Source organism: Streptacidiphilus sp. P02-A3a (assembly GCF_014084105.1).
Classification (GTDB): domain Bacteria; phylum Actinomycetota; class Actinomycetes; order Streptomycetales; family Streptomycetaceae; genus Streptacidiphilus.
Genome location: NZ_CP048289.1, coordinates 6,114,960 through 6,140,662, shown reverse-complemented (window position 1 = coordinate 6,140,662; position 25,703 = coordinate 6,114,960). Strand labels below are relative to the sequence as shown.

Sequence of the window (25,703 nt, the reverse complement as noted above, 5' to 3'; positions counted from 1 at the left end):
CCACCGGCGGCCCGCGGCGCCCTCAGGACCGACGCCCGCGCTTGCCGCCCCCGGCGGCCCGCTTCGACGGCTGGCCCTGCCGCTGGCCGGGCTTCTGGCCCTGCTTCTGGCCCTGCCTCTGCCCCTGGCCCGGCTTCTGGCCCTGCTTCGGCTGCTGGCCGGCCTTCGCCCTGGCCTGCTTCGTCGGCTTCTCCTTCGGCTGCTCCGCCTCCTGGGCCCGGCCCCGCGAGCTGTTGACGGTGCGGCCCCGGACGATCCCGATGAACTCCTCCACCAGGTCCGTGGTCCGCTCCTCCGGCCAGGACAGCGCGACCTGCGACTGCGGCGCGTCGGTCACCGGCCGGTAGGTGAGCTCCCGGCGGTGGTGCAGCCGGGCCAGCGACTGCGGCACCACCAGCAGCCCCACCCCCGCCTCCACCAGGTCCACCGCGTCCGCCGTGGTCGCCGGGCGCTCGATCGCGGGCAGGCCCGGGGGCCGCTCCCAGCCCAGCGTGTCGTCCAGCGGGTGCTGCAACAGCTCCTCGGCCAGCTCCGCCAGGGTCAGCTCGGCGGCCTCGGCCAGGCGGTGCTCCTTGGGGAGCACCACCACCGTGGTCTCGACGTAGAGCGGGATCGCGCTGAGCACGGTCCGGTCCACCGGCAGCCGCAGCAGACCGGCGTCGGCGCCGCCGTCCCGCAGCAGCCCGCCGCCCTCGGCGGCGGGCACCGGGACCAGGGTCAACCGGACGTCGGGCAGCCGCTCCTTCCAGACGTGCACCCACTTGGTGGGGGTCACCCCGGGAACGTACCCGAGCCGGAACGAGGAGGGGGCTGCCGTATCTGTCACGCGGCCAGGCTACCGGCCGTGACCAGGGAGGGCTTCCGCTCGATACCCTTGACCCCATGACAACGCTCAAGCCGAAGACGACCCAGACCATGAAGCCCGCGACCGCGGCGAAGAAGCTCGGTGTGTACCTGGGGGCCACCCCCGCCGAGTTCCAGGAGGGCGTCGTCTCCCGCGAAGAGCTGCGCTCGCTCCAGACCGAGCCGCCCGCGTGGCTGGTCGACCTGCGCCGCGAGGGCCCGCACCCCCGCCCGGTGATCGCGAACAAGCTCGGCATCTCCATCTCCGGCCTCGCCCGCGGCGGCGTCACCGAGGCGCTGACCACCGACGAGGTCGAGGCGCTGAAGGCGGAGAACCCGCTCTGGCTCCAGCACGAGCGGGCCACCCAGACGGACGTCCGCAAGGAGACGCTGCGGCTCAAGGAGAAGCAGAAGGAGAGGCAGGCCAAGGAGCAGGCCCAGCAGTAGGCCGGTCCCGGCGGTCACCGGGCCCCGCGGAAGCGCGGTACGGGTCGGCCGCGCCGCACCGCCACCACGGTCGGCCCGGCGACCCGTCGGCGGTGCGGACGGCCGTGGCGCGGCGCGTGTTCTCCGGCGCGGCCGGGCCGGGTTCCGCTAGGCTGCTGCCAGGAGTCGAGAGGCGCTGCGACGGGCTGCTGCCCGCCACGCTCGGCTCTCCCGACGACTCAAGGGCGCCTCCCCGGATACGTGGGAGGTGGCTGGTGGAGAAATCGTCCGAGACCAGGTTGCGGGAGCTGCTGGCGCAGCGGGTGGCCGTGCTGGACGGCGCCTGGGGCACCATGTTGCAGGGGGTCGCGCTCACGCCCGCCGACTACCGGGGCGGGCTGATCCCGGCGGACCACCCGCGGGACGTCACCGGCGACCCGGACCTGCTGAACCTGACCCGGCCCGACGTCATCCTCGACGTGCACCGGCAGTACCTGGCCGCCGGTGCCGACATCACCACCACCAACACCTTCACCGCCACCGGCATCGGCCAGGCCGACTACGGGCTGGAGGGCCTGGTCCGGGAGATGAACGTGCGGGGCGCCCGGCTCGCCCGGCAGGCCGCCGACGAGTTCGGCGGACGCTTCGTCGCGGGCTCGGTCGGCCCGCTCAACGTCACCCTGTCGCTCTCCCCGAAGGTGGACGACCCGGCCTACCGGGCGGTCTCCTACGACCAGGTCTTCGACGCCTACGCCGAGCAGTTCCTGGCCCTGCGGGAGGGCGGCGTCGACCTGCTGATGATCGAGACGATCTTCGACACGCTCAACGCCAAGGCCGCGATCGCCGCGGCCCGCGAGGTCACCCCGGAGCTGCCGCTGTGGATCTCGGTGACCATCGTCGACCTCAGCGGCCGGACCCTGTCCGGGCAGACCGTCGAGGCCTTCTGGGACTCGGTCGAGCACGCGAAGCCGCTGGTGGTCGGCCTGAACTGCTCCCTCGGTGCGGACGAGATCCGGCCGCACCTGGTCGAGCTGGCCCGGCTCGCCGACACCCACGTCGCCTGCCACCCCAACGCGGGCCTGCCGAACGCCTTCGGCGGCTACGACCAGACGCCGGAGGTGACCGGGCGGCTGGTCGGTGAGTTCGCCGCCGCCGGGCTGGTCGACATCGTCGGCGGCTGCTGCGGCACCACCCCGGCGCACATCGGCCGGATCGCCGAGGCCGTGGCCGGGCTGCCGCCGCGCACCGCCCCCGCGGCCCGGACCGCGAGCCGGTTCAGCGGCCTGGAACCCTTCGAGATCGGCCCGGACACCGGCTTCGTGATGATCGGTGAGCGCACCAACGTCACCGGCTCGGCCAAGTTCCGCAAGCTGATCGAGGGCAACGACCACCAGGCGGCCGTCAACGTGGCGCTGGAGCAGGTCCGCGGCGGCGCCAACCTGCTCGACGTCAACATGGACGCCGACCTGCTCGACAGCGAGCAGGCGATGACCACCTTCCTCAACCTGATCGCCACCGAGCCCGAGGTCGCCCGGATCCCGATCATGGTCGACAGCTCCCGGTGGAGCGTCCTGGAAGCGGGCCTCAAGTGCGTCCAGGGCAAGGGCGTGGTCAACTCGATCAGCCTCAAGGAGGGGGAGCAGCCCTTCCTGGAGCAGGCCCGGAAGATCCGCTCCTACGGCGCGGGCGCGGTGGTGATGGCCTTCGACGAGCAGGGCCAGGCCGACACCGTCGCCCGCAAGGTCGAGATCTGCGGGCGCGCCTACGACCTGCTCACCCAGCGGGCCGGGTTCGCCGCCGAGGACATCATCTTCGACCCGAACGTGCTGGCCGTGGCCACCGGCATCGCCGAGCACAACGGCTACGCCAAGGCCTTCATCGAGGCGCTGCCGCTGATCAAGCGGCGCTGCCCGGGCGCCCGCACCAGCGGCGGCATCTCCAACCTGTCCTTCTCGTTCCGGGGCAACGACGTCATCCGCGAGGCCATGCACTCGGCGTTCCTGTTCCACGCCGTGGCCGCGGGCCTGGACATGGGTATCGTCAACGCCGGCCAGCTGGCGGTCTACCAGGACCTCCCGGCCGAGCTGCTGGAACTCGTCGAGGACGTGATCTTCGACCGGCGGCCGGACGCCACCGACCGGCTGGTCGCCCACGCCGGGAAGGTCACCGGCTCCGGCACCCGGCGCGAGGTCGACCTGTCCTGGCGCGAGGCGCCGGTCGAGGAGCGGCTGGCGCACGCGCTGGTGCACGGCATCGTGGACTTCATCGTGGACGACACCGAGGAGGCCCGGCAGCGCGCCGCCCGTCCGCTGGACGTCATCGAGGGCCCGCTGATGGACGGGATGAAGATCGTCGGCGACCTGTTCGGCTCCGGACGGATGTTCCTGCCGCAGGTGGTCAAGAGCGCCCGGGTGATGAAGCGCTCGGTCGCCTACCTGGAGCCCTACATCGAGGCGGGCAAGGCCGAGGCCGGGGAGGACGGCGCCGGGGCCGCGCGCGGCAACGGCAAGGTGGTGCTCGCCACGGTCAAGGGCGACGTGCACGACATCGGCAAGAACATCGTCGGGGTGGTCCTCGGCTGCAACAACTACGAGGTGGTCGACCTCGGCGTGATGGTCCCAGCGGCCACCATCCTGGACACCGCGGTCGCCGAGGGAGCCGCCGCCGTCGGCCTGTCCGGCCTGATCACCCCCTCACTGGACCAGATGGTCGCGGTGGCCGAGGAGATGCAGCGCCGGGGGCTGAAGATCCCGCTGCTGATCGGCGGCGCCACCACCTCGCGCCAGCACACCGCGGTCCGGATCGCCCCCGCCTACGACCGCACCACCGTGCACGTGCTGGACGCCTCGCGGGTCGTCGGCGTCGTCGCCGACCTGCTCGACACCGACCGGGCCGGGGTGCTGGACACCGCGAACCGCGCCGAGCAGGCGCGGCTGCGGGATCTGCACGAGACCCGGCGGCAGCAGCCGCTGCTGACGCTGGAACAGGCCCGGGCCAACCGCGAGCGGGTCGACTTCGGCGAGCCGCCGGTCCCGGCCTTCACCGGCGTCCGCACCGTCGAGCCCGACCTGGCCGAGCTGCGGGAGCTGATCGACTGGCAGTTCTTCTTCCTCGCCTGGGAGCTGAAGGGCAAGTACCCGGCGATCCTGGAACAGCCGGCCGCGCGCGAGCTGTTCGACGAGGGCAACGCGCTGCTGGACGAGCTGATCGACGGCGGCCTGCTCCGGGCCCGCGGCGCCTACGGCTTCTGGCCCGCCCGCGGCGAGGGCGACGACGTCGTGCTGGACCGGGTGCGGTTCCCGATGCTCCGGCAGCAGACCGCCAAGCCGGAGGGCCGCGCCAACCGCTGCCTGGCCGACTACCTGGCGCCCGAGGGCGACCACCTCGGCGGGTTCGCGGTCTCGATCCAGGGCGCCGACGCGGTGGCCGCGCGCTACGAGGCGGAACAGGACGACTACAAGTCGATCATGGTGAAGGCGCTGGCCGACCGGCTGGCCGAGGCCTTCGCCGAGTACGTCCACCTGCGGGCCCGGCGCGACTGGTTCGAGCCGGACGCCGACCCCGCGCTCGCGGAGCTGCACGCCGAGCGGTTCCGCGGCATCCGCCCGGCCCTCGGCTACCCGGCCAGCCCCGACCACAGCCTGAAGCGGGAGCTGTTCGACCTGCTCCGGGCCGAGGCCGTCGGCATGGGCCTGACCACGTCCTTCGCGATGACCCCGGCCGCCAGCGTCAGCGGGCTGATCTTCGCCCACCCGGAGTCGAAGTACTTCACCGTCGGGCGGCTCGGACTCGACCAGGTCGAGGACTACGCCCGCAGGCGCGGTCTCGACCTGCGCGAGACCGAGGCCTGGCTGCGCCCCAACCTCGACTACGACCCGAGGTGACCGGCGGCCGGATCAGGGCGGGTCAGGAGTTCTCTCATTCTTCTCACGTTCTGTTCATGTCCGCTTCATCGTCGGCACCTTGGCCCGTGGCTGCGGCCCGGCAGGATTCCCGCTGAGATGCGGGTCAGGTGACCCGTGGGACTGTGCGTAAAGATGAGTTCGCGGAGGGTCGGCATGGCGATTTCAACGGGTAGGGCGCGGCACGGACAGCGCGCGGCCGCGCTGCTGGGTGCGGCGGCGCTGGTCGCTGCGGCGGGGACGTCCACCGCGTGGGCGGGGAACGGCGGCGACCACCACCGCCCCAAGCCCCCCGGGCACACCACCACCACGACCCCGATCAAGCATCTGGTGGTCATCTACGACGAGAACGTGTCCTTCGACCACTACTTCGGCACCTACCCGAAGGCGGCGAACACCGACGGCACGAAGTTCACGGCCGCGAAGAACACCCCGAAGAAGATCAACACTGAGGCCGCGGCCGGTCTGCTGACCAAGAACCCGAACCTCTACGCGCCGGCCCGGCTCACCTCCTCCGAGGTGCTGACCTGCGACCAGAACCACAGCTACACGCCGGAGCAGCTGGCGTTCGACGGCGGCAAGAACGACCTGTTCGTCCAGAACACCTCCAAGGACACCTGCTCGGGCGGCCTGTACGGGGCGCCGGGCCTGGCCATGGACTACTACGACGGCAACACCGTCACCGGCCTGTGGAACTACGCCCAGCAGTACACGCTGGCCGACAACGCCTTCGACGCCACCTACGGGCCGTCCACCCCGGGTGCGCTGAACCTGATCTCGGGCCAGACCCACGGCGTGGTCTCGGTGACCGGCACCGGCAGCACCACCAACCCGACCCTGACCACCACGCCGGACCCGTACACGGTCCACTCGCCGAACGCCCAGGGCGTCGGCACCGTCAACGCCGACCCGGACCCGGCCTACGACGACTGCGCCGACAACGACCACACCAGCGGCTCCGCGCTGGGTGAGATGACCGGCCAGAACATCGGCGACCTGCTCAACAAGAAGGACGTCACCTGGGGCTGGTTCCAGGGCGGCTTCACCCCCAGCACCCCCTACACCGGGGTCGCCGGGACCTACGCCAAGTGCGGCGGCACCACCCACGCCAACGTCGGCGGCGCCCAGGCCGAGGACTACAGCCCGCACCACGACCCGTTCCAGTACTACAAGTCCACGTCCAACCCGCACCACACCGCGCCGAAGAACCTCGCCGAGGTCGGCCACAACGGCCAGGCGAACCACCAGTACGACCTCAGCTACTTCGACCAGGCGGTCGCCGCCGACGACCTGCCCGCGGTGAGCTTCCTCAAGGCCGCCGAGTACCAGGACGGCCACGCGGGCTACTCCGACCCGAAGGACGAGCAGGACTTCCTGATCAAGGAGATCAACGAGCTGCAGAAGTCGCCGGAGTGGTCCTCGACCGCCGTCGTGATCGCCTACGACGACTCGGACGGCTGGTACGACCACGTCTACCACGCGCCCACCAACGGCTCCTCGGACTCGACCCAGGACGCCGCCGCCTGCGTCGCCGCCGCCAGCGCCAAGGCCCCGACCGACGGCTACCTGGACCGCTGCGGCCCCGGCGTGCGTGAGCCGCTGCTGGTCATCTCGCCCTACGCGAAGACCAACACCGTGGACCACACCTTCCTGACCCAGCCCTCGGTCCTGTCGTTCATCGAGAACAACTGGCGCACCGGCCGGGTCGGCGGCGGCTCCTTCGACGCCACCGCCGGCAACCTGGAGAGCGCGTTCGACTTCCGTGACCCGAACAACAAGCAGGTGCTGCTGAACACCGACGGCAGCGTCGCCTCGGTCACCAGGATCCACCACTGGGACAACCAGGACACCCCGCAGAGCCTGCCGCTGACCGAGACCGCCGCCACCAGCAGCACCTCCGGCTCGGCGACCGACTCGGCCCTGCTCGGCGCCGCCGCGCTGGCCGGCCTGGGCACCGCGTACACCATCGCGCGCCGCAACCGCCGCCGCGGCAACGCCTCCTGATCCACCGTCACCCCGAAGGGGCCGACCCCGCAGGCGCCACCTGCGCGGGTCGGCCCCTTCCGCGTGCCGGTGTCCGCGGCCTGGGTCACCAGTCCCGGGCGGCCCGGAGCAGTTCGTCGTGGACCAGCACGTGGTGCGGGTTGGGGCTGGGGCCGGGGCGCTGCACCAGGTAGCCGGTGTTGATCGGCGGGTCCTCGGGCCGGTGCAGCAGCACCAGCGCGCCGGAGGCCAGCTCGTCCTGGCACAGGTAGCGGGGGAGCACGCTGAAACCGGCGCCCGCGGTGACCGCGGCCAGGACGCCGCGCAGGTCGGCGACGGTGACCGCGGCCCGGCTGTTCAGCCGACGGCCGAAGACGTGCCGCCAGTAGCGCCGGGCGATCGGCAGGTCCTCGGCGTAGGAGAGCAGCGGCAGCGGGTCCAGTGCCTCGGGCAGGTCACCGGTGATCCGCTCGGCCCAGGCGGGCGCCGCCACCAGCACGAACTCCTCGTCCATCAGCGGCTGCGCCCGCAGCGTCCGGCCGGTCGGGCGGCTGGTGGCGATGACCAGGTCGTGGCGGCCCGCGACGAGCGCGGCCAGCAGCGGATCGGTCAGGCCGGTGGTCACCCGCAGCCGTACCCCCCGCGCGACCAGCGGGGCCAGCGCGGGCAGCACCCGGGCGCAGAGCAGCTCCGCCGGTCCGGCCAGGTGGACGGGCTCGGTCAGGCCCTCGGTGTTCGGGCCGCCGGTGACGGCCGAAAGCGCGTCCAGCGGCTCGACCACCCGCACCGCCAGCTCGTCCGCGAACGGTACCGGCATCACCCCGCGTGCTCCGCGCTCGAACAGCTCGCGGCCGAGCCGCCGCTCCAGGGCCCGGATCTGAGTGGTCACCGTCGGCTGCGACAGCCCGAGCAGGTGCGCGGCGGCGGTGAAGGAACTGGTGCGGTGCACGGCCAGGAAGGTGCGGAGCAGATTGAGGTCCACCGGCCCGGGGACGGCCGTCGGCGGTATTCCCGCTGAGCCATGGGATTCCCTATCACTCATAGTGGCGATTCTATTGGGTGCCGATGCCGGGGGCGGCCTATCTTTCGAGGGCAGGCGGCGCGACGCCGCATCCGAATCCCGGAGAGTTGTGAGATGGCAAAGATCCTTTTCGTGCTGACCGGCGCCGACCACTGGACGCTGGCGGACGGCAGCAAGCACCCCACCGGCTTCTGGGCCGAGGAGGCGGCGGCCCCGTACCAGGTGTTCAAGCAGGCCGGACACGAGATCACGGTGGCCACCCCGGGCGGCGTCGAGCCGCCGCTGGACCGGGGCAGCCTGGACCCGTCGTTCAACGGCGGCCAGGAGGGCGCCGACCAGGTCGCGGCCACCCTCGCCGGATTCTCCGAGCTGCGGCGGCCGCTGAAGCTGGAGGACGTCGACCTGGCCGACTACGACGCGGTCTTCTACCCCGGTGGCCACGGCCCGATGGAGGACCTGGCGGTCAACGCCGACTCCGGTCGGCTGCTCACCCTGGCGCTGGAGTCCGGCAAGCCGCTGGGCGTGGTCTGCCACGCCCCGGCCGCGCTGCTGGCCGCCAGGAACGAGGACGGCTCCTCGCCCTTCGCCGGGTACCGGCTGACCGGCTTCAGCAACGCCGAGGAGGCCCAGGCCGGTTTCGCCGACAAGGCGAAGTGGCTGCTCCAGGACCGCCTGGTGGCCCTCGGCACCGACTACCAGGAGGGCGAGCCCTGGGCCCCGAAGGTGGTCGTCGACCGCAACCTGATCACCGGCCAGAACCCCGCCTCCGCCGCCCCGCTGGCCACCGAACTGCTGAAGCACCTGTCCTGACCCCGCGAACGACGAGCACCCGCGCCCCGCTGCCCGTCGGCCCCGCCGGAGTGCTCCGGCGGGGCCGACGGGGGTTCAGCGGGGGCTGATCGCGACCCGGTCGATGTCGACCGGGAGGGTGGGGAAGCCGTCGCCGGGGCCGTTCTGGTCGTCCTCACCGGCGGCGGCGATCTTCCGCAGCACCGCCAGGCCGCTGGTCACCCGGCCGAAGGGGGTGTAGTCGGGCGGCAGGGTGGTGTCCTTCCAGACGAAGAAGAACTGGCTGCCGTTGGTGTTCGGCCCGGCGTTGGCCATCGCCACGGTACCGGCCGGGTAGGTGGCGCCGGCCAGGTTCTCGTCGTTGAAGGAGTAGCCGGGGCCGCCGCTGCCGGTACCGGTCGGGTCGCCGCACTGGAGCACGTAGATGCCCTTGGTGGTGAGCCGGTGGCAGTGGGTCCGGTTGAAGTACTGGTGGTCGGCCAGGAACCGGAAGGAGAAGGTGGTGCACGGGGCCTGGGCGGTCAGCGCCTGGAAGGCGATCAGGCCCTGGTCGGTGTAGAGCTTCGCGGTGTAGGGGCGGGCCGCCTCGGCCTGGTCGAAGGCCGGGATGCCCTTGAAGCGGTCAGCCGGGACCGCCGCTGTGAAGCCGCAGCCGGGGGCCGTGGCCACCGCCGTGACCGCGCGCGGCGCCGCGCCGCTGTCCGGGCCCACGTTGCTGGCCTGCGCGGCTCCGGCCAGGCCGAGCACCAGCGACACCGCCGCCGCCAGGGGAAGCCATCTTCTGCGCGCCATCGGGACCTCCGAGCTGGACGTTATTGTCATGTCCCTGTCGCACTTCCCCGACCATCCGCCGCTCAAGCGCCGTGAGCCCCACCGAATCCCTGGCACGGTGTCCTTGAGCACCGGCCTCAGCACCGGCCTCGCCCGCCGGGGAGGGGCCGACGCGGTGACCCGTGGTGGCGCCGGCGCGCCACCACGGGTCGGTTCGGCTATGCGGGCCGACCGGTCAGTGGATGGTCCACTGCTGGAGCGCGGAGCCGGTGTCGGGCTGCTGGGTGACCAGCGCGCCGTTCGCGGTCGAGGCGGTGGTCAGCAGCAGTCGGCTGTTGACGTTGGTCAGCGTGTAGCCGCCGGAGAGCAGTTCGGTCACCGTCCAGTCCTGGTTGTCGCCGCTGCCGCAGGGCCACTGGATCACCGAGTCGCCCGGGGTGGTGAACCCCCCGTTGTCGTTGGCGCACTGGCCCGAGGCACCGTTGGTGAGCGTGTACGAGCCGTCGGTCTGCCGGGTGAAGGTCCAGCTCTGGTCCTGGGCGCCGGTCAGCGCCGAGGTGTCCAGCTGCTGGCCGTCCGACTGCGAGGCGGCGGGGTCCTCCAGGGCTTGACCGGACAGTGAGACGGTGTGCGTGCCGGTCAGGTCCGGGGCGAGCGGCATGACGGTCCAGCCGAAGCCGGTCGAGCCGTGGGCCCGGCCGGAGGAGGCGGTGACCTTGACGGTGGCGGTGCCGGAGGCGGTCGGGGTGCCGGTGATCAGCCCGGTGGAGCTGATCGACAGCCCGGCCGGGAGCCCGGACGCGGTGAATCCGAGCGTGCGGCCCGTCGAGTCGGCGGCGTTGACCTGGACCGAGACGGCGGTGCCGACGGTGCCGGTCTGCGCGCCCGGGGTGTAGACGCTGACCCGGTCCGGTCCCGGGATCCGACCGGCGGGGGTGAGCCGCAGGGTCTGCTCGGCGGCGGAGCCGCGGCCGCCGACCGCGTTGCCGGTGGTGTTGGTCCAGCTGCGGGTCGGCGTGGTCCCGGTGAGCTGACCGGCGTGCCCGGTCAGGTCCAGCACCAGCTGGCTGTAGCGGTTGACCAGCCGGTAGCTCCCGGTCCTGGCGCCGGTACGGGGGTTGGTGTCGGCGATGACGAACCACTGCTGCCCGACGGTGGGACCGGCGGCGCCGACCGGGGTGACCGTGGGCTCGGTGCCCCAGGCCCGGGACGCGGTGGTGCCGGAGTCGACGCCGAGCGCCCGGCCGCTGCCGATGTTGACGATCTGGTACGAGCCGTCGCCGTCGCTGACGAAGGACCACTCGGCCTGCTTCGACCGGCCCGCGTCGCTCTGCGAGGTGGTCGCCGGGCTCCCGGCCACCTGGGCCAGCACCCGGCCGGTGCCGCTGCTGATCCGGTACGCCTCGGTCGGGTCGACCGGCGCGGCCACCGGCGCGCTGGAGCCGACGGTGACGTTGGCGTACTCGCCGTCGGAGTGGGCGCAGGCGATGGCGCAGTACGAGCGGAAGCTCTTGCCGACGATGGTGGAACTGGTCCGGTTGGCGCTGTCGACGAACCAGCGGTACCAGGAGTCGGAGGTGTAGTCGCTGCCCGAGGTGCCGATCAGGGACCACTTCTGGGTGGCCAGGTTCGAGGTGGCGTAGAACTGCTGCGGCTGGACGCCGGAGACCACCTCGGGTTCGCCGAGGTACAGGCCGAGGTAGGCGTCGTAGGTGATGTTCATGATGAACAGCGGTGACTTGGACGGCAGTTCACCGGCCGCGACCTGCTGGTCGACATTGCCCGTGGTCTTCGGGCTGTAGTCCCCGGCGACCGGGGTGTAGCCGTTCGGATCGGCGGCGGTCACCGGCTCCATGTTGCTCTCCTGGCCGCCCACGCCGGGCTGCGACCAGGCGCCGTCGTACCACTTCTGCCAGGTGCCGGTCGCCATCTTGCCGGAGATCGGCGCGCGGGCGACGTGCGCCAGGCCGCCGGTGCTGCCGCCGACCCCGCCCTTGGGCACGATCCGGGAGCCGTAGTAGACGTAGAAGTACCCGGAGGCGGTGTCCACGTAGAGCCTCGGGTCGCCGTCACCGTAGTCGTAGGTCTGGTTCGGGAAGGCGGCGGTGTCGTCGCGGGCGGTGCTGTAGGGGGAGGTGATCACGTGGCCCTTGATGCTCCACACCTTCCCCTGGTCGGTGGAGACGGCGTAGTCGATGGAGTCGTAGTGCAGCCCGTCGCCGAAGGGCTGCGGGGTGAACTCGTCGTGCACCAGGCCGTACCAGTTCCCGGTGTCCGGATCGACCCAGACCCCCACCAGGTCGCAGTAGTTGGCCTCGGCGTAGCCGGAGCCCGAGCCCGCGGTGGTGGCCTCCAGGCCGGTGGGGCTGTTGTCGCAGCGCCAGGTGGTGTCGGCGTTGGAGTCCTTGGCGTTGGCCGGGTTCACCGCGTTGTCGATCGCGGTGTCGTCACTGGCGGTGTCGAAGTTCGTCCCGGTGTAGAAGTCCCAGGAGCGGGGGTCGGTGGCGCCGTACAGCGAGTGCGAGGACTGGAAGTAGAAGGTGCCGTCCTTGTCGATGTAGCCGCTGGCCGGGGTGTCGTCCGCGTAGTTGAAGCTGCCGGTCGAGCCGATGGAGACGGTGTAGCCGGCGCTGGGGGTGGCCGCCGAGGCGACGGCCGGGGTCAACGCGCCGCCGGTGAGCAGGGCGAGGGTGGTCGCTGCGGCTGCTAGCGCCCTTCGAAGGTGTGGCACTGAGGGGTCCCTTCGGTCGAACTGTCAGGGGGAGTGCGGGTGTTGGAGGTGCGCCGAACCGGCCCGGGGCCGGTGGGCGCGGGAGCGGTGACTGTCGGCGGTTGCCGGGACGGCGGTGATCACCGGGGCGCGGCGCCCGGCGTGCCGGGGCGTCCGCCGGGCCCGTGGAGGAGGGGTCGGGTACGCGGGCGCGGCGGAGGCGGCCGGGCTGTCCGGGGGACAGCTCAGTCAACGGCAGGCATCGTGATCGGATTTGATTGCTACTGCGCTGTTTCGCTCATCTTCAGTCACACAGGGGTAGCTTGGGCTGGACATCCGCGGCTGTCAAGACACCGATCGGCACAACATCCAACACGTCGGCCGCTCCCGGCCGGGGGGCCGGGTCAGGGTGACACGGCGCCGATCGGGTCCTCGTACACGGTGTCCAGGGCCAGGTAGGCCCCGCCCCGGGCGGCGGCGGTGAAGCCGAGGGTGGACAGGCCGATCTCGCAGCCACCGGCGTTCGGCGCCATCACCGAGGTGTTGGCCTGGCGCCGCACGGTGTCGATCAGGTAGTCGCCGAAGTAGGCGAAGTAGCCGCCGAGCACCGCGAGTCGGGGGTTCAGCACGTCCAGCAGCAGCACCAGTCCCGGGCCGAGCCCGTCGGCAATCCGCTCCAGTGCGGTGAGCGTGCGCTGGTCGCCGGAGTCGGCCCGGCGGCGCAGCTCGGCCAACCGCTGGACCAGGTCCACCGACGGGTCGCAGACCATGTCGTCCGGGTCGGCGGCGTAGCGCAGCAGCGCGGCCAGGCCCACCGCGGTCTCCCAGCAGCCGGTCCGCCCGCAGGCGCACGGGGGGCCGTCCAGTCCGAGCGGCAGGTGGCCGACCTCGCCGGCGAATCCGGCGGTGCCGCGCAGCAGCCGTCCACCGGCGATGATCCCGGCGCCGACGCCGGTCTCGCCGGTCAGGTAGAGCAGGTCGTGGATCCCGGCCGCCGAGGCGACCAGGTACTCGGCGACCGCGCCGAGCTTGGCGTCGTTCTCCAGGTGGATCGGCGGGGCGGCCGGGCCGAGCCGCCGCCGCAGCCCGTCCACGGCGGCGACGCCGCGCCAGCCGATGTTGGACGCGTAGCTGACCGTGCCGGAGTCGAGGTCGATCATGCCGGGCGCGGCGATGGTCACCCCCAGGCTGCGGATCCCGCGCTCCCGCAGCGCGGCGATGGTGTCCCGGGTGAGCCGGGCGAGGCTGTCGAGGACGGACTCCGGACCGGCCTCGCGCACGTCCACGGCGATCCGGTCCTCGGCGACCAGGTCGCCGCGCAGGTTGAGCGCGATCACGCTGAGGTAGTCCACGTTGACCTCCAGCCCGAGGCCGCAGACCGTCCGGCCGTCCACCTCGACCGCGTGCCCGGGGCGGCCGACCGCGCCGTCGCGCTCCAACTCGCCCTCGATGACCAGGCCGTGCTCGACCAGCTCGCCGATCAGGCTGGAGATGGTGGCCTTGGGCAGGCCGGTGTCGGTGGCGATGCGGGCCCGCGAGCGCGCGCCGGAGTCCCGCAGCAGGCGCAGCACCAGGCCCAGGTTGGTACGGCGGATGGACGCGCGATCGGTCGGTTTGGCCGATCCCGTCATCGCCAGGCTGCGGGCTGTTGTCACCACGTGCTCCTCACCGGTCCGGCGGTTGGCTGCCTCGCGCAGCCCCGCGCCCTGAAGTCTGGTGGATCCAGGGCCAGCTGGGGGGCAGTCCCGAATCCACCCCACGTACCTGTTGACTTTACCAGAGTTAGTTCGGACAATAGCCGAACTAATAGGCCCCCTCAAGGCATTCCCCGGACCCGTCCGGGCCATGCCCCAGCCGAAGGAGTTCCCAGCGTGAGAGTCAGATGGATGCGCGTTGCCGTCGTCGTGGCCACCGCCGCCATGGCCACCGCCGTGGCCGGATGCGGTTCCAGCGGCTCCGGCGGTTCCGGCAGCACCGGGAGCACCGCGAGCGGCCCGGTGAAGCTGGACTTCTGGGGCTGGGCACCGGGCTACGCCCAGTCGGTCGCGCTGTGGAACAAGTCCCACCCGGACATCCAGGTCACCTTCGACACCACCGCCTCCGGTGCCAAGGGCGGCTACACCAAGATGCTGACCGCGGTGAAGGCGGGCAACGCCCCCTGTCTGGCCCAGGTCGGCTACGAGACGCTGCCCAGCTTCGCGGCGGCCGGGGCGCTGCAGGACGTCACCCAGGACGTCAGCGCCGACCGGAGCCAGTTCGCGGCCTGGACCTGGAACCAGGTCACCATCGACGGCAAGACCTACGGCGCGCCGGTCGACACCGCCCCGATGGCGCTGCTCTACCGCAAGGACCTGTTCGCCAAGTACGGCATCACCCAGCCCCCGGCGACCTGGGCCGAGTACGCCGCCGACGCGGCCAAGGTGCACCACGCCGACCCGTCCGTCTACCTCGGCGACTTCGGCAACGACGCGTACAACTACGCGGGCCTGGCCTGGCAGGCGGGCGCGCAGTGGTTCGGCACCGGCGGCGACCAGTGGCAGGTCAGCGTGGACAGCGCGGCCAACCAGAAGGTCGCCGGGTTCTGGCAGGGCCTGGAGAGCCAGGGGCTGCTCAAGAACGACCCGAGCTACGACCCCTCGCTGTACAGCGACATGGCCAAGGGCAAGATCCTCTCCGACGTCAACGCGGTCTGGGACACCCCGATCCTGGCGTCGAGCGTGAAGACCACCTCCGGCGACTGGGCGGTCGCCCCGATGCCGGTGTGGGACGCCGCCAACCCGCAGTACGGCAACGACGGAGGCTCGGCCACCGCCGTGCTCAGCGGCTGCAAGGACAGCAAGCAGGCCGCCGAGTTCGCCACCTGGATGAGCACCGACCCCGGCAGCCTGAGCAACCTGATCAAGGTCACCGGCATCTACCCGGCGGCCACCGCCGGCCTGGACAACCCGGCGCTGACCGCCGCCGACCCCTTCTACGGCGGCCAGACCATCTTCGACGTGTTCAAGGCCGAGATGCCGCACATCAACACCGAATGGCAGTGGGGCCCGACGATGACCCAGGCCTCCAACGACCTCGCGGACGGCCTCGGCACGGTGGAGGCAGGCAGTGCCCGACTCCCCGCGGTCCTCGGCACGGTGCAGAGCAAGACGGTCTCCGAGATGAAGCAGCAGGGCCTGAGCGTCTCCGGCGGCTGACCGGCGGCAGCCGCGCACCCCGCCCCGACGGTCGGAGAGGGATTCCCACCATGACCAGCGCCACCACCGAACCACCGGCCGTCGCCCGGACCCCGCGACGCCCCGCGCACCACCAGCGCCGACAGTCCAGGACGGCAGCCGCCTTCATCGCCCCGTTCGCCGTCCTCTTCGCCGGGATGTACCTCGCGCCGATCGGGTACACCGTCTACCAGAGCCTGTTCAGGACCCACCACGACGGCCTCGGCCTGTCCGCGCCCACCACCGTCTTCGCGGGCCTGGGCAACTACAGCACCGCACTGGACGATCCGGCCTTCCGTGGCTCGCTGCTGCGGGTGCTGCTCATCGGCATCGTCCAGGTACCGGTGATGCTGCTGCTCGCGCTCGCCCTGGCGCTGCTGCTGGACGCCAGGCGGACGCTGTTCAAGCGGTTCTTCCGGCTGGCCTTCTTCCTGCCCTACGCGCTCCCCGGCGTGATCGGCGCCATCATGTGGTCCTACCTGGTGGCGCCGGGCCTGAGCCCGATCACCGCCGCCGCCCACCACCTGGGCCTGCACCTGGACCTCACCTCCAACGCGCTGCTGGCGCCCACCATCGGCAACATGCTGACCTGGGGCTGGACCGGCTACAACATGCTGATCATCTACTCCGCGCTACAGGCCATCCCGGCCGAACTCAGCGAGGCGGCGCGGATGGACGGCTGCTCGCCGCTGCGGATCGCCTGGCACATCAAGGTGCCGATGGTCCGTCCGGCCCTGGTGCTGACCACCGTGTTCTCGGTCATCGGCACCGCGCAGCTCTACAACGAGCCCGCCATCCTGCACAACGTCGCACCGAACCTCAGCAGCGACTACACGCCGATCTTCGCCGCCTACGACCAGATCAACAACAACAACTTCAACGCGGCGGCGGCGGAGTCGGTGATCCTGGCGGTGCTCGCGTTCGTGCTGTCCTTCGGCTTCCTCAAATTCATGCAACGACGGGGGGAAACGCTGTGACCGACACGACCGGGACCGGCCCCAGGAAAAGGCAGTTGGAGATAACCCGGTGGCTGACCCTGGGCGTGATGCTGCTGGCCACCGTCTACTTCCTGGCCCCGGTGTGGTGGCTGCTGGTCTCGTCCACCAAGACCAGCTCCGGGCTGTTCACCGGCAACAGCTTCTGGTTCGGCCACTTCGCCTTCTTCGGCAACGTGCGCACGGTCTTCGCGGAGCAGGGCGGGATCTTCTCGCGCTGGCTGCTGAACAGCGCCGTCTACGCCGTCGGCGGCGCCGCCGTGAGCACCCTGCTGTCCGCGATGGCGGGCTACGCCCTGGCCAAGTACCGGTTCCGGGGGCGGGAGTTCACCTTCAACCTGGTGCTCGCCGCGGTGCTGATTCCGCAGCCGCTGCTGGCCATCCCGCTGTACCTGATGTTCTCCCCGGTCCACCTGGTGAACACCTACTGGGGCGTGCTGCTGCCGAGCATGGTCAGCCCGTTCGGGGTCTACCTCTCCCGGATCTACGCGGGGGCCTCGGTCCCGGACGAGCTGATCGAGGCCGGACGCATGGACGGAGCGGGGGAGTTCCGCATCTTCGCGACCATCTCCATGCGGGTGATGGCGCCCGCGCTGGTCACCGTTTTCCTCTTCCAGTTCGTCAGCATCTGGACCAACTACCTGCTGCCGGTGCTGATGCTGGCCAAGAGCAACCTGCAGCCGGTCACCGTCGGCATCGTCGGCTGGCAGTCGCTGCGCGGGATCGGCAGCTCCTCGGTCCCGTTCAACATCGTCATCACCGCCGCGATGCTCTCCGCCGTCCCCCTCGTCGTCCTGTTCCTGTCCCTGCAACGCTTCTGGCGCTCCGGCCTGGTCGCCGGCAGCGTCAAATGAGGAGGCGGCCGTGCCGGCCCGCTACCACCTGAGATTCCAGATCCACCCCGGCCCGGACGCCCGCGCGGACGCCGTCGCGCTGGCGAAGTCCTGCGCCGCCGCCTCGGTGGACGAGGTCGTACTGCTGCTCGACGCCGAGGAGTTGTACACCGGGCACCTGACCGGGGCCGAGGCCGACAGCTGGTTCGAGACCGTCGCCGAGGCCCGGTCGGTCCTGCTCGACGCCGGGATCGGGGTCAGCCTCAACCCGTGGGTCACCGTCGGCCACGCCGACCGGGGCCGCCGGGAGGACCTCGGCTTCGCCCCGATGGTCTCGCCCACCGGCGAGACCGCCACCGCCCAGGCCTCGTTCGCCTGCCCCCGCTGGCGCCGCTGGCTCACCGACCACTACGGCCGGTACGCCGAACTCGGCTTCCGGGTGCTCTGGATCGAGGACGACTTCCGCTACCAGAACCACGCCCCGCTGTCCTGGGGCGGCGGCTTCGAACCGCTGATGCTGCGACGCTTCGCCGAACTCAGCGGCGCGCGGCCGACCCGCGAACAGCTGGTCGCGGCGATCACCGCCCCCGGGCCGCCGCACCCCTGGCGGGCCCAGTTGCAGCAGGTCTGGCGCACCGCGCAACTGGAGGTCGCCCGGCTGCTCGCCGACACCGTCGCCGAACGCTCCGGTGGACGCTCGCAACTCGGGCTGATGAGCTCCTGGTTGGACACCACCTCGATCGAAGGCCGGGACTGGCCCGCCCTGTTCGACGCGCTCGCGGTCGAGGGCCGGGTCGCCCACCGGCCCCACTTCGCCCCCTACAGCGACGCCCCCGGACGCGAACTCAGCTTCTCGGTATGGACGCTGGAACTCCAGCGGGCGCTCCGCCCGGCCACCGCGGGCTGCGAGCCGGAGGTGGAGAACTGGCCGCACACCGCCTGGTCCAAGTCGGACACGCAGACCTGGTCGGAGATGGCCGCCGCGCAACTGGCCGGATCGGACGCGCTGCTGCTCAACGTCCACCCGATGCACGCCCGGCGGGCCGACCGCTTCCCCGAGGTCGGCGACCTGCTGTCGCGGTCGCGCCCGGCGCTGGACTGGATCGCCGACCAGCAGCCGCGCGACCTGGTGACCGAGGGCGTCTCGGTGCCCTTCAAGCAGGACGCGGCCGCCCATGTGCAGGCTCACACACCCGAGTTGGAGGCGCTGGCGGCCGGTCCCGGACCGGCCGCGGACTTCCTGCTGCGGTTCGGCGTCCCGATCACCGCCGGTCCGGCGCCGGTGGCCGCGCTGTTCGGGCAGCTCGCCCGGGCCTTCGACGACGACGAGGTGCGCGCGCTGCTCGCGGGCGGGCTGCTGCTGGACGGCGTCGCCGCCGCGGTCCTGGTCGAGCGCGGCTTCGGCTCCCTGCTCGGCCTGCGCGAGGCCCGGCTGGTCGACCGGGAGGAGCGGACGGCCTCCGGCCCCTACGCCGCCGAACAGGTACTGCTGGCGGACGACCCGAGCGCGGTGGGCATGCTGCTCAGCGTCAACGTCCAGCCCGCGCTGGCCCGGCTGGAGCCGGTCGACGCGGCCCGGCGGTGGACGGCGGTGGTGACCCCGGACGGCCGCGACTGGGGGACCGGGCGCTTCGGCTTCCGCAACGAACTCGGCGGCCGGGTAGCGGTGCTGGCGGCCACCGCGGTCGACGAACTCCCGTACAACGACGACGGGCAGCGCCTGCTGCACGCGATGGTCCGCTTCCTGGAGGGCGACCAGCCACGGCTGCCGCTGGTCAGCGGCGGCCCGTACCTGATCCCGCAGCTGTCGCGGGCCAACGGCGTACGGCGGCTGGCGGTCGGCAACGGCTGCGCCGATCCGGCGCGGGTACGGGTGGACTACCCGCGGGCGCCGACCGAGCCCCGGGCGACCCTGCTGGCGCCGCTGGCGCAGCCGAGGCCGGTGCCCGCCGCCGTGCTCGGCGCGCGGGTGTGCGTCGAGCAGGAGCTCCCGGACCGGGGGTGGCTGGTCCTCGCCTGGGAGTGACCGGCCACCCCGGGGGAGGGGGGAGCGGGCCGGTGGCGGCGACTGCCACCGGCCCGCTCTGACATGTCGTCAGTCATGCCGGTCGTGGCTGTCGCCACCCCGGGCCGGGGTGCCAATATCTGATGATCCATCAGGTGGCATCGTTGCAGGTGCGCCCCGCGAACGGCGCTGAGCTGCGGTGGGAGGCAGACCGGACTCATGCCTTCCGTTCAGCCCCGGAGCCGGGCGAATCACCCCCTTGTCAGAGTGGCATCAAGTGCGTTGGAATGCCTGAGCTTGCCGGGAGGGGTGTTCCGAGATGATACGCACGTCTCGCAAGTGCCGACCGCGACTCGGTCCGCTCCCCCCGACGTCACTTCTGACGAAGGGATATCGATGATCGGCTGGCGCAAGGCGAAACTTGCAGCGGTCACCATCACCGCCGCGTCCGTGGTCCTGACCATGGGCGCCAACGCCAACGGCGCACCGGTGACCGCTGCCCCGGCCACGACCGCGACCGGCGGCGCCCCGGTCCCGGTGATCGTGGTGCTCAAGGACCAGTTGGCGGCCGTCCCCGCGGACGCGGACCATCTCAGCGCGCGCGAACAGCAGACCGCTGCCGCACAGCAGCCACTGATCGCCGAGGCCAGGGCGGCCGGGGCGACGCACATCGTCAGCTATGTCCTCGGCAACGCGTTCTCGGCCACGGTCAGCCCGGCGCTGGAGGCCGCGCTGGCGGCCGACCCGGCGGTGGCCTCGGTGGTGCCGGACCTGGCCGTGCCAGTGGCCCCGGCGAACACCACCGCCCCGGCGCACACCACCGCCCCGGCCGCCCCGGGCAAGGGCGCCGCGACGCCCTCGGCCCGGAAGACCCAGGCGGCGCCGAGCCCGCAGGCGGTCTGCCCGTCCAGCCCGTCCAAGCCGCTGCTGGAGCCGGAAGCGCTCTACTCCATGCACGTGGCGAGCAGCCCGGGCGCGCCCGGCGCCTCCGCCGTGGTGGACGGCTCCGGGGTCAAGGTCGGACTGATAGCCGACGGCCTGGACCCGGACAACCCCGACTTCATCCGGGCCGACGGCCAGCACGTGGTCGCCGACTACGAGGACTTCTCCGGTGTCGGCACCAGCGCCCCGACCGGTGGTGGTGAGGCCTTCGGTGACGCCTCCTCGATCGCGGCCCAGGGCCGGGTCTCCTACGACCTCTCGCAGTACGTCAACCCGGCGTACCCGCTCCCGGCCGGTTGCGACATCCGGATCCAGGGCGTCGCGCCCGGCGCCTCGCTGGTGGTGCTGAAGGCCGACGGCAACGTGTTCAGCACCTCGTCCATCCTCCAGGCCATCAACTACGCGGTCACCGTGGCCCACGTGGACGTCCTGAACGAGTCCTTCATCCAGAACGAGACCCCGGACAGCGGGCTCGGCGACACCCTGCAGGTGTTCAACGGCGAGGCCGCCGCGGCCGGGGTCACCGTGGTCGCGTCCTCCGGGGACGCCGGGGTCACCGGCACCATCGGCAACCCGGCCTCGGACCCCAACGTCATCTCGGTCGGCGCCTCCACCGACTCCCAGCTCTACGAGCAGACCGGCTACGCGCTGGCCCGGCAGTCCAACGGCACCTGGGCGAACAACCAGATCTCGGCCCTCTCCTCGGGCGGCTACACCCAGGACGGCGGCACCGTCGACCTGGTGGCGCCCGGCGAGGCCAACTGGGCGCTCTGCTCGGCCGACACCGCCAGGTACTCGGACTGCGTGAACTACGCGGGCCGGCCCAGCGACATCCAGGCGTTCGGCGGGACCAGCGAGGCCGCGCCGCTGACCTCGGGTGCGGCGGCGCTGGTGATCGAGGCCTACCGGAACACCCACCACGGCGCCTCGCCCACCCCGGCGCTGGTGAAGCAGTTGCTGGAGGGCACCGCCGCGGACCTCGGGCTGCCGTCCTCGGAGCAGGGCGCGGGACTGGTCGACGCCCGGGCCGCGGTCCAGGCCGCCGAGGGCTACCACGCCGGATCCGCCGCCGACCCCGCCGAGAGCCTGGCGGTGACCACGGGTCAGCTCGACATCACCGGCCACCCCGGCTCGGTCCACAACGAGAACGTCACCGTGGCCAACACCGGCACCAAGCCGACCACGGTCAGCGCGGCCACCCGCGCCTTCGCGCCGCTGGCCGACAGCACCCAGACGGTCCAGCTCGACTCCAGCACCGACCAGCCCTTCGTCTACCCGACCAACGGCGCGTCCTGGGTCGAGCGGAAGACCACCTTCCAGGTCCCGTCCGGCGCGGCCCGGCTGGCCGCGTCCATCGCCTGGCAGGGCGCGGCCCAGCAGTCCGGCGGCGCCTCGGTCACCCCGGTCGTCCGGCTGACCCTGCTCGACCCCTCGGGCCGGTTCGAGACCAACACCAGGCCGCAGGGCGGCGCGGTGTCGGCCAACTTCGGCCTGGTCGACGTGGCGCACCCGGTCGCGGGCACCTGGACCGCCATCCTCTACACGGCGTCCGGGACGGCCGGGTTCACCGGTCCGGTACTGCTGGACACCGCCACCCAGCGGGCGGTCACCGACGGCGGCGTCAGCCCCCGTTCGCTGACGGTCGCGCCCGGACACACGGCGACCTTCCACGTCCGGCTGACCACCCCGGCGAGCAGCGGTGACAGCTCCGAGTCGGTCGACGTCACCGGCTCGCACGGGCAGCGGCTCAGCGTCCCGGTCACCCTGCGCGCCCTGGTCGACACCTCCGGCGGCTCCGGCAGCTTCACCGGGACGATCACCGGCGGCAACGCCCGCGAGGCCGCCCAGGCGCAGACCTCCACCTACGCCTTCGACGTGCCCAGCGGCAAGAAGGACCTCCAGGTCGGCCTGGCCCTCGCGGAGGACTCCGACGTGGCCGTCCAGGGCGTGCTGATCAGTCCGGACAACAACCCGGTCGACTCGGAGAGCAACTACCTGCTGAACGCGCAGGGCGTGCCCACCGGCACCGGGCCGACCCTGTCCACCACCGCGCTCGACCCGGTGCCCGGACGCTGGCGGTTCGTGGTCGAGGTGGCCAACCCGGTGAGCGGCGCCGAGCTCTCCCAGCAGTACACCGGCACCATCGGCTTCGACCGGGACCGGGCCACGGCCAAGGGCCTGCCCACCGGTACCGGTACCCGGCTGGCGGCGGGCAAGCCCGCCCAGGTCGAGGTCAGCTACCGGAACACCACCGGCGCGCCGCAGTGGCTGGGCGTCGACGGCCGGCTCGACACGCTGGCCCAGCTCGCGCTGGCGCCGATCGGCCCGGCGACCGTGCCGCTGCCGGTGAGCAGCGCGTTCCCGCCGAGCTTCCTGGTGCCCCCGGGCACGGCCGCGGTCGAGTCGACGGCGGTGTCCACCACCCCGGCGCAGCTGGAGCTGGAGAACAACACCGGCCTGCCGGACGTCTTCGGCAGCCTGACCGCCGCCCAGAACGGTTCGACGGTCTCCACCGCCCGCTCGGTCGCCGCCTCCGGGGACCGGGTCGCGCCCGGCCTCTGGGCCGCGTTCGTGCAGCAGGTCGGGCCGTTCCCGGTCGCCGGCGCTCCGGCGGGCAGCACCACGGTCACCGCCTCGGCGCTCACCCAGGGCTTCGACCAGGCGGTGTCCTCCAGCGCGGGCGACCCGTTCGCGGCCTCGGTCAACGCCTCGGCGGCCCCGGCGCACCCGGTGCTGGTCCAGCCCGGAGCCACCGTCACCCTCCAGGTGACGGTCACCCCGAGCGGGGCGAAGGGCAGCCAGGTGCACGGTGTGCTCTACCTGGTGTCCGCGCCGAACGCGATCAGCGAGACCAACGAGTACCTGCTGTCCGTCTCCGGTGACGTACTGGCGGCCCTGCCGTACAGCTACACCGTCGGCTGACCGTCGGTACGGACCCCCTGCCGGTGCCCGCGCAGTGCGCGGGCACCGGCGCGGGCGATCAGCAGTGCCAGCGCGCTGGTCGCCACCGGGATCCGGTAGCCGACACCGGGTCCCAGGTGCTGGACCGCCCAGCCGCCCACCGCGGCTCCCGCCGAGACGCCGAGCAGCAGGCCGGTCGTGGCCCAGCTGAAGCCCTCGGTGAGCCGGACGGCCGGGACGCACTCGCGGACCAGGGCCATGCTGGTCACCATCGTCGGCGCGGTGGTCAGCCCGGCCAGCAGCAGCGCCCCGGCGAGTACCGGCAGGCTCCCCACGAACGGCAGCGGAGCCAGGCTGACGGTCATCGCCAGCAGGCACCGCGGCAGGCGTTCGGCCGCGCTCGCCCTGGGCCGCCAACTGCCGAAGGCGAGCCCGGACAGGCAGGAGCCGAACGCGTAGCAGGCCAGCACCAGGCTGGCGTAGGCCTTGTGGTGGTGGGCGTCGGCGAAGCCGATGGTGGTGATCTCGATGATCCCGAACACCCCGCCGGTGGCCAGCAGCGAGGCGACCAGGATCCGCAGCCCGGGCGAGCTCAGCGCCGAACCCCGGGTACCGGCCGGGCCCCGGCGCACCGGCGGCTCGCTGCGTCGCTGCGCGCAGAACGCCAGCCCGCCCGCGAGCAGCAGCAGCATCGCCGCCAGGAAGCCGGACGCCGGGAAGAGCGTGGTGGCCAGCGCGGTCGCCGCGAGCGGACCGAGGATGAAGCAGAGCTCGTCGAGCACCGACTCCAGCGAGTACGCGCTGTGCAGCGCCGCCTCGTCGCCCTGGTGCAGCGCCGACCAGCGGGCCCGGGACAGCGAACCGAAGTTGGGGCCGAGGCCGGTGACGGCGGCGCTGACGAACAGCGTCCAACCGGGGGCGTGGAGGCGCAGGCAGAGGAGCTCCGCCAGCCCGCCGGCCACCGCCACCACCAGCGCCGGGACCGCGACCCGGGCCTGTCCGTGCCGGTCCACCAGCCGGGCCAGCTGCGGCCCGGCCGCCGCCACCACCAGCAGCACGGTGGCGGACAGCGCACCCGCCAGGCCGTAGGAGCCGCGTGCCGCGGTGATCATGAAGATCGCACCGACGCCGGTCATCCCGATCGGGAACCGGGCCAGCAGGCCGCTGACGGCGAAGGCGGCGCTGCCGGGGGCGTCGAATATGCGGCGGTAACCGGAGAACACAGGGCTCCTGACGGGACGGCCCCGGGCTGGGCACTGGGGCTGGGCACTGGGGCTGGGCACTGGGGTGGAGGCACCAGCCTGGCGGTGACGTCACCGCTGGTCCAACACCTTTTCCGGGCGACTGACACAGTTGTGTTGTCAATCCGGCCGGGGTTGTTAACCTGGGCCGGTGCCCGCCGACATCCACCCCCGCCTGCTGCGGGCCTTCGTCGCCGTGGCCGAGGAGCTGCACTTCGGCCGGGCCGCCGCCCGGATCCCGCTCGCCCAGCAGGCCGTCAGCCGCGACATCCAGTCCCTGGAACGGCAGTTGGGCCTCAACCTGTTCGACCGCAGCACTCGCAGGGTGGAACTCACATCCGCCGGGGAGCGGCTGCTGCCCAGGGCCGTCCGGCTGCTCGCACTGCACGACGAGATCGCCCGCGGCGACACCGCCGGGCCGCTGCTGGTCGACCTGAGCAGCCCCGGCCTGGCCGGACCGGACCTGACCGCGCACCGGATCCTCGCCCTGGCCCGCGGCAACGCCCCGGAGGCCGAACTGCTGGCCCGGTTCCACGGCGGGCTGGCCGCCGGCGCGGCCGAGATCCTGGCCCGGCGGCTCGACGTCTCCTTCGGCCGCTTCTCCGGCCTGCCGGCCCGGGTCCGCGAGCAACTGCACCACGTCCCGCTGCGGGTGGAGCCGATGGCGGTGATCCTGGCCGAGGACCATCCGCTGGCGGCGCGGCGGTCGGTCCCGCTGCGCGAGCTCCACGGCTACCGGGTCGACATCTGCGCGGGCAACCCGGCCACCACCGAGTGGAGCGACCTCGGCAGCCGCCTGCTGGCCGAGCACGGCCTCGCCGCCGCGCCGCCGTACTCGCCGCCGGTCGGCGTGGACGAGATGGCGCACTACGTCGGGCGGCACCGCGATCCGGTGCTGACCACCACCGGCGGCCCGGACATCCCCAACACCGTGACCAGGCCACTGATTCGACCGGTACCACTCAGCCTGGTCAGCCTGGTGCACCGCCCCGACCTGCGGCATCCCGGGCTGGCGGCGCTGTGCGAGGCCGCCCGCGCGTTGAGCGCGCGCGAGGGCTGGCTGCGCCGACCGGCCGGCAGCTGGCTGCCGGCCGAGGACGCGGCGCTGCTCACCCGGCCGTGAGCGCGG

Annotated in this window: 16 protein-coding genes and 1 riboswitch; of the genes, 10 read left to right on the top strand and 6 right to left on the bottom strand. The window is 72.4% G+C overall.

All coding sequences use genetic code 11. The features are described 5' to 3' along the window. Nucleotides 1–22 precede the first annotated feature (22 nt). Entirely contained in the window at nucleotides 23–826 is an 804-nt protein-coding gene (locus GXP74_RS26235) for a LysR family substrate-binding domain-containing protein (RefSeq protein WP_182453697.1), read from the bottom strand. Between the two features lie 56 nt (nucleotides 827–882). On the opposite strand from GXP74_RS26235, the gene GXP74_RS26230 reads away from it, so the two are divergent. The 3 genes from GXP74_RS26230 to GXP74_RS26220 all read left to right on the top strand — a co-directional run bounded on the left by GXP74_RS26230 (nucleotide 883) and on the right by GXP74_RS26220 (nucleotide 7,175). Beyond that, a complete protein-coding gene (locus GXP74_RS26230; protein WP_182453696.1) occupies nucleotides 883–1,290 on the top strand; it encodes a DUF5997 family protein in 408 nt (135 codons plus the stop codon). Nucleotides 1,291–1,451: 161 nt separating this feature from the next. Further along, a riboswitch (S-adenosyl-L-homocysteine riboswitch) is annotated at nucleotides 1,452–1,527 on the top strand. A 17-nt stretch (nucleotides 1,528–1,544) separates the two neighbouring features. Then, nucleotides 1,545–5,153 carry a methionine synthase gene (gene metH, locus GXP74_RS26225; RefSeq protein WP_225448201.1) on the top strand — a complete coding sequence of 1,203 codons (3,609 nt, stop codon included), beginning with the start codon at nucleotides 1,545–1,547 and terminating at the stop codon, nucleotides 5,151–5,153. Between the two features lie 174 nt (nucleotides 5,154–5,327). Next, nucleotides 5,328–7,175 (top strand): phospholipase C, encoded by a 1,848-nt coding sequence (locus GXP74_RS26220; RefSeq protein WP_182453695.1) that lies wholly within the window; start codon nucleotides 5,328–5,330, stop codon nucleotides 7,173–7,175. An 85-nt stretch (nucleotides 7,176–7,260) separates the two neighbouring features. On the opposite strand, the gene GXP74_RS26215 is transcribed toward GXP74_RS26220, so the two are convergent. After that, a complete protein-coding gene (locus GXP74_RS26215; RefSeq protein WP_182453694.1) occupies nucleotides 7,261–8,196 on the bottom strand; it encodes a LysR family transcriptional regulator in 936 nt (311 codons plus the stop codon). Between the two features lie 93 nt (nucleotides 8,197–8,289). Between GXP74_RS26215 and GXP74_RS26210 the strand changes: the two genes are divergently transcribed. Further along, nucleotides 8,290–8,985, top strand: coding sequence for a type 1 glutamine amidotransferase domain-containing protein (locus tag GXP74_RS26210; RefSeq protein ID WP_182453693.1), 696 nt, complete (start codon nucleotides 8,290–8,292; stop codon nucleotides 8,983–8,985). A 75-nt stretch (nucleotides 8,986–9,060) separates the two neighbouring features. On the opposite strand, the gene GXP74_RS26205 is transcribed toward GXP74_RS26210, so the two are convergent. The 3 genes from GXP74_RS26205 to GXP74_RS26195 form a co-directional block, all read right to left on the bottom strand. After that, nucleotides 9,061–9,756 (bottom strand): peptidylprolyl isomerase, encoded by a 696-nt coding sequence (locus GXP74_RS26205; protein ID WP_182453692.1) that lies wholly within the window; start codon nucleotides 9,754–9,756, stop codon nucleotides 9,061–9,063. Nucleotides 9,757–9,970: 214 nt separating this feature from the next. Then, nucleotides 9,971–12,466 carry an RICIN domain-containing protein gene (locus GXP74_RS26200; RefSeq protein WP_182453691.1) on the bottom strand — a complete coding sequence of 832 codons (2,496 nt, stop codon included), beginning with the start codon at nucleotides 12,464–12,466 and terminating at the stop codon, nucleotides 9,971–9,973. Nucleotides 12,467–12,849: 383 nt separating this feature from the next. After that, the gene (locus tag GXP74_RS26195) at nucleotides 12,850–14,100 is read right to left on the bottom strand and encodes an ROK family transcriptional regulator (RefSeq protein ID WP_225448200.1); all 1,251 of its coding nucleotides are present in this window, start codon (nucleotides 14,098–14,100) and stop codon (nucleotides 12,850–12,852) included. Nucleotides 14,101–14,331: 231 nt separating this feature from the next. On the opposite strand from GXP74_RS26195, the gene GXP74_RS26190 reads away from it, so the two are divergent. The 5 genes from GXP74_RS26190 (at nucleotide 14,332) to GXP74_RS26170 (ending at nucleotide 23,354) form a co-directional block, all read left to right on the top strand. Continuing rightward, on the top strand, nucleotides 14,332–15,639 hold the full coding sequence (locus GXP74_RS26190; RefSeq protein ID WP_182453690.1) for an extracellular solute-binding protein: 1,308 nt from the start codon (nucleotides 14,332–14,334) through the stop codon (nucleotides 15,637–15,639). A gap of 50 nt (nucleotides 15,640–15,689) precedes the next feature. Beyond that, nucleotides 15,690–16,634 carry a carbohydrate ABC transporter permease gene (locus tag GXP74_RS26185; RefSeq protein ID WP_182453689.1) on the top strand — a complete coding sequence of 315 codons (945 nt, stop codon included), beginning with the start codon at nucleotides 15,690–15,692 and terminating at the stop codon, nucleotides 16,632–16,634. Nucleotides 16,635–16,669: 35 nt separating this feature from the next. Continuing rightward, nucleotides 16,670–17,506 carry a carbohydrate ABC transporter permease gene (locus GXP74_RS26180; RefSeq protein WP_225448199.1) on the top strand — a complete coding sequence of 279 codons (837 nt, stop codon included), beginning with the start codon at nucleotides 16,670–16,672 and terminating at the stop codon, nucleotides 17,504–17,506. Between the two features lie 10 nt (nucleotides 17,507–17,516). Then, a complete protein-coding gene (locus GXP74_RS26175; protein WP_182453688.1) occupies nucleotides 17,517–19,511 on the top strand; it encodes a hypothetical protein in 1,995 nt (664 codons plus the stop codon). 375 nt (nucleotides 19,512–19,886) lie between these two features. Then, nucleotides 19,887–23,354 (top strand): S8 family serine peptidase, encoded by a 3,468-nt coding sequence (locus tag GXP74_RS26170; RefSeq protein WP_182453687.1) that lies wholly within the window; start codon nucleotides 19,887–19,889, stop codon nucleotides 23,352–23,354. Here the strand turns inward: GXP74_RS26170 and GXP74_RS26165 are convergent. Then, entirely contained in the window at nucleotides 23,339–24,556 is a 1,218-nt protein-coding gene (locus GXP74_RS26165) for an MFS transporter (RefSeq protein WP_182453686.1), read from the bottom strand. The genes GXP74_RS26170 and GXP74_RS26165 overlap by 16 nt on opposite strands. Nucleotides 24,557–24,725: 169 nt before the next feature. On the opposite strand from GXP74_RS26165, the gene GXP74_RS26160 reads away from it, so the two are divergent. Beyond that, a complete protein-coding gene (locus GXP74_RS26160) occupies nucleotides 24,726–25,697 on the top strand; it encodes a LysR family transcriptional regulator (RefSeq protein WP_182453685.1) in 972 nt (323 codons plus the stop codon). The last annotated feature ends 6 nt before the right edge of the window (nucleotides 25,698–25,703 follow it).